The following is a 12,648-nucleotide window of genomic DNA, read 5'->3' on the forward strand; positions in this document are numbered from 1 at the left end:
ACGCAGCCATGACGATTTTGCTGGAGATGAAAGACATCCATAAAACGTACCCCAACGGTACGAAGGCGAATCGTGGTGTGGATTTAACCGTACATGAAGGTGAGATCCATGCCCTGGTCGGCGAGAATGGAGCGGGCAAGTCGACGCTTATGAAAATATTGTTCGGTCTGGAAGCGCCTACAAGCGGCTCGATTCTCTACAAGGGACAGCCGCTGCGCTTCCAAGGACCGAAAGATGCGATTAAGCAAGGCATGGGGATGGTGCATCAGCACTTCATGCTCGTCCCTTCGCTCACCGTATCGGAAAACATCGTGCTTGGCGAGGAGCCCGTCAAAGGGCTTTTCTCCCTCGTACGAGATCGCGCTAAGGAATTATCGGAGATCGAGAAGTTGATTGAAACTTTCAAACTGAAGGTGGACCCGCGCGCTACGGTTGAAACGATATCTGTAGGCCAGAAACAACGTGTAGAAATTATCAAAGTACTGTACCGCGGCGCGCGCCTTATTATTCTGGACGAACCTACTGCAGTGTTAACGCCGCAGGAAACGGATGAACTGTTCGAATCGATCCAGACGCTGGTGCGACAAGGCTATACGATCATCTTCATTACACATAAACTGCGTGAAGTTATGGAAATATCCAACCGTGTTACGGTGCTGAAAGCAGGTAAAACGATCACGACCCTGCTCACGAAGGATACCAATCCAGAAGAGATTTCGAGACTTATGGTTGGCCGTGAAGTTCTATTCCGTGTGGAGAAGCAGCCGGCTGAGCCCAAAGACACGGTGTTGTCCATTAAGGATCTGTACGCTTCGGATGATAAAGGAGCGCCGGCGCTTCGTGGGATATCGCTTGATATCCGGGCTGGAGAAGTTTTGGGAATCGCTGGTGTAGAAGGCAATGGGCAAACTGAACTGATCGAAACCATAACGGGTTTGCGTAAAGCAGCGTCAGGTCAAATTCACTATTTTGGCGAGGATTTGCTCGGGAAGAGCGTGGCCCAAATCCGTGCTATGAAGATCGGACACGTCCCGGAAGACAGGCAAACGACGGGGGCCAGTTTAACATCCACGATTGCCGAAAACTTAATTCTTGACCATTACCGGAATCCTGAATTTCGTCGGGGACCTTTTCTAAATAAGAAGAAAATCAAGCAATTTGCCAAAGTTATGATGGACATCTATGACGTCCGCGCTCAAAACGAGGATGTATTGGCGGGCGCACTATCTGGAGGAAATTTACAGAAAGTGGTTATTGCCCGGGAAATATCCAAAAACCCTAAGCTGCTGATCGCTTCGCAGCCGACAAGGGGCGTCGATATTGGAGCCATCGAATTTATCCATCGCGAGATTATCAAGAGGCGGGATGGAGGGGCGGCTGTGCTGCTCGTTTCCGCTGAATTATCGGAAGTCATGGGTTTAAGCGATCGCATTGCCGTTGTATACAATGGCAGCATCGTAGCGGTACTTGACAACCATGAGGGGCTGACGGAGGAAGAAATCGGCTATTACATGCTGGGGATTAAGCATCAGGAAAGGAAAGAGGCGCTCCAATGAATACAAAACAAGCGATCTATCTCGAAATCACAGGTATCATTGTCGCAGCCGTTCTGGCGATCCTTTGCGGGTTTATCGTTATTATGTTCTCCAGTGAACAGCCGATGGAAGCCATTAGTTCTTTTCTGGGCGGCCCCCTGTCCGGGGCGTTTAATATCGGTACCATTTTGAACAAAGCAGTTCCGCTTATTTTCACTGGGTTGGCACTGTCTGTCGTCTTTCAATGCGGCGTCTTCAGCATGGGAGCCGAAGGTCAGCTGTACGTAGGGGCATTCGTAGGGTCACTAGTCGCTGTGTATGTACATGGATTACCGGCATGGATTCTGCTTCCCTTGGTTCTTCTATGTGCGATGGCTGGCGGAGCGCTGTATGGCGCTATTCCGGGCTGGCTCAAGACCAAATGGGAAGCCAACGAAATTGTGACTACGCTGATGCTGAATTTTGTGGCTATTCTGACCACGTCTTATTTGGTTAACAATGTGTTTAAAGACTCTGCCAGCGGCGGCTATGCCCGTATGCATTATGTGGCGGATGGCACCAAGCTGGGCAAAATTTTCGCTGGTTTTCCGGCACACTATGGAGTGCTTATCGCTCTGTTGGCTGCTGTTGTTGTATATCTTTTTATGTATAAAACAAGATCAGGTTACGAGATGCGATTAGTGGGCAAAAACAGCCGGTTTGCCAATTATGGCGGCATTTCCACGAAACGTGTTGTGATCACAAGTGTTATGATTAGCGGTGCGCTTGCTGGACTTGCTGGCATCGTGGAAATTCTAGGCGTGCATGGCACCTATAAAGATAATTTTTCATCAGGTTTAGGATTTGATGGCATTATCATTGCGCTTCTCGCGAGAAATCATCCGATTGGCGTTGTGGCTGTCAGCCTGTTTTACGCTTACCTCCAAGTGGGCGCAACCCAAATGCAGGTTGGAAGCGATGTGCCGCGTGAACTGGCCATTATTATTCAAGTCATGTTGGTCTTATTCGTATCCTCACAAGCGATATTTACTTATTTGAAGCAAAAATCTGCGCTACGTCAAAAGGCGGTGAACTAAGATGCTATCAGCTCTCTGGGCACAAATCATCGACTTGTCTCTCTTCATTGTCTTGCTCAGGTTCACAACGCCGATTCTCCTCTCGGCTCTCGGCGGTCTGATCGCTGATGTTGCAGGCGTCATCAATATCGGTTTGGAAGGCCTGATGTTAATCTCGGCATTTAGCGCCATTGCGGTGGGCTCTGTTACGGACAGTTGGGTTCTTGGTATGGTGGCAGGCGTTGCGTCTTCCATGCTCGTTTGTTACGGAATGGGTTTCTTCTCCCTCAAACTGAAAGTAGATATGATCATTACCGGCTTTGCCGTGAATATTTTTGGTTCAGGCGTAACGATTTTCCTTATGAACAAAATTTTTGGGGTGACGGGCAACTACACCCCATCAGCACTTCACAACATTCCAGTCGTGCACATACCGGTTATCGAATCGATTCCTGTTCTAGGTAAACTGCTTAGCGGTCATAGTCTGATGACGTGGATTGCCTTCCTTTCCGTGCTGGTATGCGTATTTATTCTCTACAAAACGCCGTACGGCGTTCATCTCCGTTCTGTTGGGGAAGCGCCGCAAGCGGCCAAATCGCTCGGTATTTCTGTTCATCGCATTCAATTCTCGGCGCTCGCATGGAGCGGGCTGTTCACAGGATTGGCTGGCGCGTATTTATCAATGGGCATGACGAGCATGTTCGTGAAAGACATGACGGCGGGAACCGGATTCCTGGCGTTGGCGGTCGTCTTGCTAGGGAACCGCAATCCCATCGGGATTCTGTTCGGCTCGCTGATCTTCGGATTGGCAAGCGCCATTGCTACTGTCGTCCAAACTATTCCAGGAAGCAAAGTTCCGAGTCAGTTCATCCAAATGATTCCTTACCTTGTGACCATTGTTGCCCTGATTTTTTTCGCTATTCGCAAAAAACGGAAGCTGAACGACGCGCTTAGAGCGCAGACCGAAGGATCCAAGATAGCTGCGGCTTAAGCAGACAACTGACTAAGAGAATGGAAGGCGGAGCGTATGATGGAAAATGTGAAACGTAAAATCATTATTGATTGCGATCCTGGGCACGATGATGCTATCGCGATTTTGTTGGCAGGGGCTAACCCCTATGTGGAGTTGGTCGCGATTACGACGGTTGCTGGCAATGCCGAGGTCGAGAAAACGACGGTAAACGCGTTGAAGGTCTGCGAACTGGCTGGCATCACGCACATCCCGGTTGCCAAAGGGGCCGGACAGCCGCTCTTGCGAGTGCGCCAGACGGCAGCGGACATTCATGGCGATTCTGGCATGGATGGCCCTACGCTGCCTCATCCGCAGAAATCGGAGGAGCAGGAGCACGCTGTTGATCTCTTGATCCGTAAACTGATGGAGTCAGATGGCGACATTACGCTGGTTCCTGTCGCGCCGCTCACGAACATTGCCCTGGCGATGCGTAAAGAGCCTGCAATTTTAGGCAAAATACAGGAGATTGTCATTATGGGCGGAGGCACGTTCGGGAACACGACACCGGCTGCTGAGTTCAATATTTATGTGGATGCGGAAGCGGCCAAGATCGTTTTCGAGAGCGGTGTGCCAATCACGATGATGGGCCTGGATTTGACGCATCAAGCGATCGTCACCGACGAGATTCACCAGCGCATTCTCGATGTAGATAACAACGTTTCTCATTTTGTGCATGAACTGCTAGGCTTTTTTGCCCATACGTATAAGGAAGTTTTCGGCTTTGCGGGGGCTCCGATTCACGATGCCTGCTGTGTTGCTTATTGCATTGATCCGACGGCCTTCGGAACGAAGAAGCTGCGCGTTGACATCGAAACGAAGGGTGAGCATACCTACGGCATGACGGTCGTTGACTTGCTTGGCGTCACAGGACGGGAACCTAATGTGAATGTCGCTTTTACGCTTGATCAGGATAAATTCTGGGACATGCTTATTCAAACTTTGAAAAACTACACATAGAGGTGATCACCATGCAAAATGTTCGGATGATTCTTGATGTTGATACAGGTATTGATGATTCAATGGCGATTCTGCTGGCTTTGAAAACAAAACATATTAAAGTAGAGGGCATTACGACCGTGTTCGGCAACACGGATGTCGTACAAGCGACTCGCAACACGCTGCAAGTGATTGAGCTGTCAGGCGTCCCTTATGAAGTACCCGTTGCTATGGGGGCAGCGCGCCCTTTGTACCGCGACTGGAAGGGACCTGTCACGCACATTCATGGCGATAACGGGATTGGCAACTGCGAGCTGCCTGAGCCCAAAGGCAAGGCGATTCCAGAGAGCGCATCTGACTTCATCGTTCGTATGGTCAATGAGAACCCGCATGAGCTGACGTTCGTGTTCGTGGGCCGCATGACGAACCTAGCGCTCGCACTAGCCAAAGATCCAACCATCGCTTCCAAGGTGAAGCGTCTGGTGATCATGGGCGGCGCGGTCAAAGTGCCTGGCAACGTCACACCCGCTGCCGAAGCGAACATCTATGGCGATCCGGAGGCAGCGCACCGCGTGTTCGAATCCGGCATCCCGATTACCCTTGTCGGCCTCGATGTCACGATGAAAACAATCATCGGCGAAGAACACCGTCTCGACCTGATGGCAGCGCCGATTCCTGGCAATGAAAGAGCTGCCGCTTATATCGGTGAAGCCTTTCAATTTTATTTCGGCGCGTATGATAAGCAAAACGGTTTCTACGGCGCACCGCTGCATGATCCGCTCGCCGTAGCCGTTGCTGCTTACCCGGATTTAATTACAACCGAAGACCATTATATAAGGATTGAAACGAAAGGGACGATGTCCTACGGAGCTACCTTGGCGGATTTACGCAGATCGGTAGAAGTTACGAACACAGCAGTAGGGGTCGACGTCGACAGCCCACGGTTTCTTGACTATTTCATCAACACATTAAAGAGCTAACGAGAGGAGAACTGAGATGAAACCGATTATTTTGGATGTCGATACAGGTATTGATGATGCGTTAGCGATAAGTTATGCTGTAAATTCCCCTGAACTTGAGTTGTTGGGGGTAACGACTTGCTTCGGCAATGTAACGGTTCAGGAAGCCACCCGCAATACGCTGCTGGTTCTGGAGCATCTGGACAGCTCGCTGCCAGTTATCCCTGGCGCAGCTAAGCCGTTCTTCGTGAGCCGCGTGAAGGCGAGTGCGGTTCATATCCACGGCAGAGATGGCATGGGGAATACACTGAGCGATGGCAAGCTGCCTAAGCGCGAAGCATCGTCGCAATATGCGCCGCAGTTTATTATTGATCAAGTACGAAGCAGACCGCATCAGGTAACGATTATTACCGTAGCCGCGATGACCAATCTTGCGCTGGCGATTATGCAGGCTCCTGACATTGTGAACCTGGTCGACAATGTCATCGTTATGGGCGGGGCTGTCACGCGCGCTGGCAATGCTACGCCACATGCGGAAGCGAACATCTATGCCGACCCGGAAGCAGCGGATTATGTCTTCGCCTCCGGCATTCCGATTACGCTCGTCGGTCTGGACGTGACGATGGAGACATTGCTGCCTAAGAAAGATGTCGAGGTGTGGCGGGACAAGCAGACGACGCTTGGGGACTTGATGGCCGACATGACGGACTTTTACATTGATGCCTATGAAGACTTCTACCCAGGCATTGGCGGCTGTGGTCTGCACGACCCGCTTGCTGTAGGCGTAGCGATACATCCAGATTTCGTAACGACGTCCCCGATGCATGTTCGGGTCGATCTTGAAGGTTTTCACACGCTGGGCCGTACGGTTGGAGACCTGCGCAGCAAGCCTGCCAATCAGCCTAATATGCAAGTTTGTTTGCAAGTAGACGCGGATCGTTTCCTGAAACATTTCCTAAGTAGAGTTGTTTAAATTTATCAAATCGTATATTAACGAAACGTGGCGGACTGGGCACAGTCCGTTTTTTTCTTTTCGCAGGGAGGCATCATGAAGTACATTCTATTCGTATTAGCCGGGGCATGCAGCTTCGGTATGTTATCGACGTTTGTTAAGAAAGCTTATGAGTCCGGCTTCAGTGTCGGCGATGTTGTCGGAAGTCAAAATCTTTTTGGTGTCATCATGTTGTGGATCTTGGTATTCGTATCGGTCAAATCGACCAAACAAGCGGCGGCTTCAAGCGCCTTCAAAGTCACCAAGCGACAAATCCTCCCGCTGATGGCGGTAGGAACCACAACAGGTTTAACGGGCATATTTTATTACGCGGCGCTGCAGTATATTTCCGCTTCTTTCGCCATCATTCTGCTGTTCCAATTCACCTGGATGGGCATCCTGTTGGAGGCTATCGTGGAACGCAAGCGTCCTGGCAAGGAAAAGCTGCTGTCACTCATTATTTTGTTTGTTGGAATTATCATGGCGAGCGGCTATATCGGCGGCGGCCAGGAAGCCATATCCTGGATAGGTGTGATCCTAGGTCTGCTCGCTGCTGTGACGTATGCCCTGTTTATCTGGTTTAGCGGCAAGACGGCCAAACAGGTCTCTCCCATCACGCGAAGCGCTATTATGCTTACTGGCTCTTTCATTCTGGTCATGCTGGTATTTCCGCCGCATTTCCTTGTGAATGGTTCTTTGCATGAAGCGCTGCTGCCTTGGGCGTTGCTGCTTGCTTTCTTCGGTGTGGTGATTCCGCCTTTGTTCTTCGCTATTGGTGTACCCAAGATTGGCGGCGGGTTGGCGACGATTCTCAGCGCAGCTGAATTGCCGACGGCGGTCATTATGTCCTATGTCGTGCTGAGCGAGTCGGTGAACTGGCTGCAATGGTTAGGCGTCGTGGTGACGATGTGCGGCATCGCCCTGCCTGAGCTTGCGAAGCGAAGGAAGAGGCAGGGTATGATAAGCGCTCAAATGTAAGGCATGACAGGAATTCCAATCGAGCATGCCGAATTCTTCCACATAGGTATAGGAGGGAAGCCGACCATGCAAGGATACACGGTAGGACAGACTGCGAAGATATGCCAGACTTCGATCCAAACGCTTCATTTCTATGACAAAATAGGGCTTGTAAAGCCGCATAGAGTGGATGCCCAGAATGGGTATCGCTATTATTCGAGCCATGATATTTTGGCTATTAAGGTTGTTCAGGATCTGCAAAGCATGCAATTTACGCTTGAGCAGGTCGGGCAGATGTTCAAAAATAACAGCATGGCCAGTATCCCTGAGCTGATGAGTGCGAAGAAAGCGGAGGCCGAAGAAACCATTCGCACGCTTCAAACCGTTGTCGGAACCATTGATGAGCGGTTGAAGCATTTGGAAGACCATAGTCAGCTGCGCAAGGCTTTTGAAGAAACGGATTATTATTTGGAACTGCAAACGTATCCGGATCGTTTCATGGCGTATGAACGCCAAAATGCTGTATGCGGCATGGAATCCTCCGTGATCCGTTTCATGGCTTTATTTGACCAGATCAAAGAGCATGGGTTGACGGCGGATGGCTACTTCTGGACGATCTACCACGAGGATCTGCTGACATTCGACCGCAACGACTCAGATATCGAGGTTTGTATTCCCGTACTGCCTTGCGAGCATGAACCATCGTTCACAAGATGGTTGCCTGGCGGTGACTACATATCGGCAGTATTCGCCGGGTTCCCGAACGAGGAATCGTGCAAAGGTCTCTATAGACGTCTGAGGCAGTGGATGAACGAAAATGGTTACGAAGAGAACGGTCCTGTATTGGAACGTTATCTGGTTGATTTTACTCATATGAGGAATGTCGAAGAGTTTATCGTCGATTTGCAAATTCCTGTAAAACGCGTATTGACCCTATAGTTGCTATAGGGTTTATTTTTATTTTATAAGGCTGGTTAACCGGCGATAAACACTTAGGAGGATGGAAGGATGGAAGTCATTTTAGGAACGGGACCATTGGGTCGAGCTGTGATGAAAGAACTTTTACGCAAAGGGAAAAAGGTTAGAATGGTCAATTCTTCGGGAAAAGCGAATGTCCCTGGCGATGTTGAGGTGGTACAGGGCGATCTGATGAGCGAAATCGGAGCGCTAGCGGCATTGAAGGGGGCAACCCGTGTATTCCAGTGTGCAGCCCCTCCTTATCACAAGTGGGAGGGCTTGTTTCAGCAAATGATGAGCTGTATTACCCAAGCAGCAGCCTTCCATCAAGCCAGTTTGATCATGGGAGACAATCTCTATATGTATGGAGAAGTTCAAGGACCTATGCATGAGGGGCTGCCTTATAAGGCGCATACGCGCAAAGGGAAAGTGCGAGCAGAAGTCGCTCAGAACCTCCTGAATTTGCATAACCAAGGCATACTTAAGGTGGCCATCGGCAGAGGATCGGACTTTTATGGACCGCATGCGGCGAATTCTTCATTTGGCGGGCGCTTTTTTGGGCCGCTGATAGCCGGGAAGTCGGTTGCTCTGATGGGGAACCCCGATCAACTGCACACAGTAACCTACGTCGAGGACTTTGGCCGAGCCCTTGTCGTCCTGAGTGAGCATGAGGATGCTCTCGGTCAGATCTGGCACGTGCCCCATGCGGAGACGGTAAGTGCTCGCAGGTTCGCAGAATTGGCTTTCGAGGCTGCGGGACACGCTCCGCGGATCGGCACGATGGGGCGTGGCATGCTGCGCATTGGCGGCTTATTCATACCCGCGGCACGCGAAATGATCGAAATGCTGTATGAATTTGAGCAGCCATTTGTGATGGATTGCACGAAATTTACGCAGCGATTTGGTGCGGTAATGACGCCAACACCGCTTCGTACAGCGCTCAAGGAAACCGTGGCGTGGTACCGTACCCAAACCAAGTAAGAAGTTAAGCTACTTCTAGCGACGGATTCATTTTGTTTATATTCCGTTTAAAATAGACGTGTATGATCTGGTTAAAGAAGAAGATCATACACAGACGGATGTGAAGATCCGATCGGTAAAGGAGTAGATAGATATGAGAACGGCAACTACAACGAAAGATGAGCTCAAGGGCAAGAGCAATTGGCGCGGTTTTATCCGCTTGCTGCTCCAAACCAATCCCCCCAAGCTTGTACTAGGCATAGCATTAGGCTTGAGCGTGATCTCGACCTTGGTCAGTTTGGTTATCCCGCTGTTCACGAAGAATGTCGTCGACAGCTTCTCTATTGATTCGCTGAATTGGCTGCAGATTAGCGGAATGGCTATTGCTTTCGTCGCCTCGGCGATCGCCTCTGGCGTTTCCGTCTACTTGCTGAATTTCGCAGGACAGCGGGTTGTGGCCGGCATTAGAGAGCGACTATGGAAAAAGCTGCTCGTGCTGCCGGTTAGCTATTATGACAACCACCAGACAGGCGACACGATTTCTCGCATGACGAACGACACCGCCGTTATTAAAGGTTTGATCGCGGAGCATATGTCAGGCTTCATTACAGGTATTATTTCGATTGTCGGGTCCATCGTCGTTTTGATTTATATGGATTGGAAAATGACACTCATCATGTTCAGCGTATTTCCCATTGCATTCGTAATTCTCTTCCCGCTGGGTCGACAAATGTTCAAAATATCCAAAGGCATGCAAGCAGAGACGGCCAGCTTCACATCGGTGCTTAATCGGGTGTTGTCGGAAATACGTCTTGTCAAAGCCGCTAATGCTGAGCCTGTCGAATATAAAGAAGGCAGCACAGGCATTCAGAAGTTGTTCAAGTTTGGCTTAAAAGAAGGCCGCATCCAAGCGTTGATGGCGCCGCTAGTTACCTTCGTTATGCTTATGCTATTCGTTGTGCTTTTTGGCTATGGCGGCACACGTGTAGCCTCGGGAGCGATCACGGCCGGGCAGTTAGTCGCCTTCATGTTGTATTTGTTCCAAATAGTTATGCCGATTACGCAAATTACGCAGTTCTTTAATCAAGCGCAGAAAGCTATGGGGGCTACAGACACGATTCTCAATGTGCTCGATTACGAAGAAGAGAACCCGCATGCTGGCGTCCCAGTTGCGAACGCTTCGCAATCGCTGCTGTTCGATCAGGTGACATACGGGTACAAAGAAGGGGAACCTGTCTTGAAGAATGTCAGCTTCACCATGGAAGCGGGCAAGGTCACGGCTATCGTAGGGCCGAGCGGAAGCGGGAAGACGACGATGTTCTCGCTGTTGGAGCGGTTCTATACACCTCAGAAGGGGGCTATCTCACTGGGTGATGAGGGCATTGATCAGTTCTCGCTCATCTCCTGGCGCAGCCAGATCGGGTATGTGTCGCAAGAGAGTCCGCTGATTGCGGGGACGATTCGCGATAATATTTGTTACGGCTTGCAGCATAACGTGTCGATGGAAGAGCTGAGAAGAGCTTCGAAGATGGCCTATGCCGATGCTTTCATTGATGAACTCCCGCAGAAGTACGATACGGAAGTCGGGGAGCGCGGGATCAAGCTATCCGGCGGACAAAGACAACGGATTGCCATCGCTCGAGCCTTGCTGCGCGATCCGAAAATCCTAATGCTGGACGAGGCGACATCGAGTCTGGACAGCAAATCAGAGGTCGTTGTGCAGCAGGCCTTGCAGAATCTGATGCAAGGGCGCACGACACTTGTCATCGCGCACCGCTTATCGACGGTCGTCGATGCCGACCAAATCATTTTCCTCGACAAAGGCGTTGTCACGGGCAGCGGCACGCATCAGCAATTGGTGGAATCACACGAGATGTACCGCGAGTTCGCGACACAGCAATTGCAGCTGCAGGAGCAGATGGTTGCGGAGCATGCGCCTGGTGTGTCGTAAGCAGGGTTCGTTGTTGGAAATCATTCAAGTCGTTCCGGATGTCGGAGCGGCTTTTTTTGTGTTGAAGGAACTCGGTGTAAGCGAGTGAAGTGTAAGTGGAAAGCATTGACCAGTCAAGTTTGAATGGGTGCCATTTAATTAATAGCGGTAATTTAGCGGTAATTATAACGTCCTAGGTTGAGCGAGTATAGAGAGCAGCAAAATAAAGTAGGAGAGCGGAATCTTTCTGGGTTTTACTTGCCGCCTGAGCCGAATGATGTAGCTACACTTATGGAGGATCTTGTTGCTTGGATTAATTCCCCTAATACATTTGAATTGTCACCGCCTATACGGGCAGGCATTGCGATGTGGCAACTATTGACCATCCATCCTTATATGGACGGCAACGGACGTACCGCTCGTATGATTGCGACATACCTATTACGACGCGGCGGTTTTGGTCTGAAAAGTCTATTCGTTCTAGAAAATTTTTACGATCGTAATTTGAATGAATACTATAAGGCTCTGCAAATGGGACTTTCACATAATTACTATTTTGGCCGCCATAATGCGGATATTACACAGTGGCTTGAATATTTTTTGAACGGTCTTGCCGAGGTGTATACACAAGCTGCTAGCATCGTTCAGGAAAAAAATAGTGAGCTGTTAAAGGTCGAGCCGGAGTTAATACGGAAATTGGATATAGAGCAGCGTCAGGTTCTTAGGGAACTTGTTTTTAAACAAGAAATGCTAACCATCACAGAGTTGGTTATTTTACTTAGGAAAAGCGAAAAAACCATTCGAGAAAAGGTGAAACGCTGGATTCAAGATGGTTTCTTAGAACCCAAAGATCCTGATGCTCAGCGTATTAGAACTGTTATTCTAACTCAGTGGTATGACGAGTTAGCCGGCGATATTAGGAAAGAACCAGAAAGGTTTGCCTATCTATTAGGTAAGAATGAAAGTTAGGGTTAGTTTTCTCGATATATAAGTATTGGCGTCCACCGCAGTCTTCTTTGCTTTGGAGGTCTTCGCTCCCAAAGGGCATCTAATGAACTGTATGATGCTTATAGACCGGAAAATGGCTACTTTGGAGATGTAATGAACGGAGTTGGCGCTACCCGGCACTATATTGGCCGATTGGTGATCATTTGCTTGAAATAGAGCATCTGGCATTCATTAGATTTTCAGAGTGAGATCTTCTAGCTTTGCAATCGCGCGGAGATAAGAGAACGTCAAGCCACGATACTAGCAGAATGTGTCATGATCGCGAGTTTGAGGGAACTACAGTACGCTATCATTCTGAAAACCGCCATATTCCACACCAGGGGGAACTACGATCCGCTATTTCACCAT

The 12,648-nt window shown here is 49.7% G+C and carries 11 protein-coding genes; all 11 read left to right on the forward strand.

The genetic code is table 11. From position 1 onward, the window contains the following. Positions 1-8 precede the first annotated feature (8 nt). The 11 genes from IEY34_RS16525 to IEY34_RS16575 all read left to right on the forward strand — a co-directional run bounded on the left by IEY34_RS16525 (position 9) and on the right by IEY34_RS16575 (position 12,261). Positions 9-1,556: an ABC transporter ATP-binding protein gene (locus tag IEY34_RS16525; protein ID WP_189013113.1), complete on the forward strand. Its 1,548-nt coding sequence runs from the start codon at positions 9-11 to the stop codon at positions 1,554-1,556. After that, the gene (locus IEY34_RS16530; RefSeq protein WP_189013115.1) at positions 1,553-2,611 is read left to right on the forward strand and encodes an ABC transporter permease; all 1,059 of its coding nucleotides are present in this window, start codon (positions 1,553-1,555) and stop codon (positions 2,609-2,611) included. Before IEY34_RS16525 ends, IEY34_RS16530 begins: the two co-directional genes overlap by 4 nt. Before the next feature lies 1 nt (position 2,612). Beyond that, positions 2,613-3,581: an ABC transporter permease gene (locus IEY34_RS16535; protein WP_189013117.1), complete on the forward strand. Its 969-nt coding sequence runs from the start codon at positions 2,613-2,615 to the stop codon at positions 3,579-3,581. A 36-nt stretch (positions 3,582-3,617) separates the two neighbouring features. Continuing rightward, complete coding sequence (locus IEY34_RS16540) at positions 3,618-4,559, forward strand: nucleoside hydrolase (RefSeq protein WP_189013119.1); 942 nt, start codon at positions 3,618-3,620, stop codon at positions 4,557-4,559. An 11-nt stretch (positions 4,560-4,570) separates the two neighbouring features. Beyond that, entirely contained in the window at positions 4,571-5,518 is a 948-nt protein-coding gene (locus IEY34_RS16545; RefSeq protein ID WP_189013121.1) for a nucleoside hydrolase, read from the forward strand. Positions 5,519-5,534: 16 nt separating this feature from the next. Next, positions 5,535-6,470, forward strand: coding sequence for a nucleoside hydrolase (locus IEY34_RS16550; protein ID WP_189013123.1), 936 nt, complete (start codon positions 5,535-5,537; stop codon positions 6,468-6,470). Positions 6,471-6,545: 75 nt separating this feature from the next. After that, positions 6,546-7,466, forward strand: coding sequence for an EamA family transporter (locus IEY34_RS16555; protein ID WP_189013125.1), 921 nt, complete (start codon positions 6,546-6,548; stop codon positions 7,464-7,466). A 66-nt stretch (positions 7,467-7,532) separates the two neighbouring features. Further along, positions 7,533-8,384 (forward strand): MerR family transcriptional regulator, encoded by an 852-nt coding sequence (locus IEY34_RS16560; RefSeq protein WP_189013127.1) that lies wholly within the window; start codon positions 7,533-7,535, stop codon positions 8,382-8,384. A 69-nt stretch (positions 8,385-8,453) separates the two neighbouring features. Continuing rightward, positions 8,454-9,383, forward strand: a complete 930-nt coding sequence (locus IEY34_RS16565; protein WP_189013129.1) for an NAD-dependent epimerase/dehydratase family protein — start codon at positions 8,454-8,456, stop codon at positions 9,381-9,383. A gap of 133 nt (positions 9,384-9,516) precedes the next feature. Beyond that, positions 9,517-11,313 carry an ABC transporter ATP-binding protein gene (locus tag IEY34_RS16570; RefSeq protein ID WP_189013130.1) on the forward strand — a complete coding sequence of 599 codons (1,797 nt, stop codon included), beginning with the start codon at positions 9,517-9,519 and terminating at the stop codon, positions 11,311-11,313. Between the two features lie 177 nt (positions 11,314-11,490). Then, positions 11,491-12,261: a Fic family protein gene (locus IEY34_RS16575; RefSeq protein WP_189013132.1), complete on the forward strand. Its 771-nt coding sequence runs from the start codon at positions 11,491-11,493 to the stop codon at positions 12,259-12,261. The last annotated feature ends 387 nt before the right edge of the window (positions 12,262-12,648 follow it).

This window comes from Paenibacillus marchantiophytorum, assembly GCF_014640555.1.
In the GTDB taxonomy this organism is placed as follows: Bacteria; Bacillota; Bacilli; order Paenibacillales; family NBRC-103111; genus Paenibacillus_E; species Paenibacillus_E marchantiophytorum.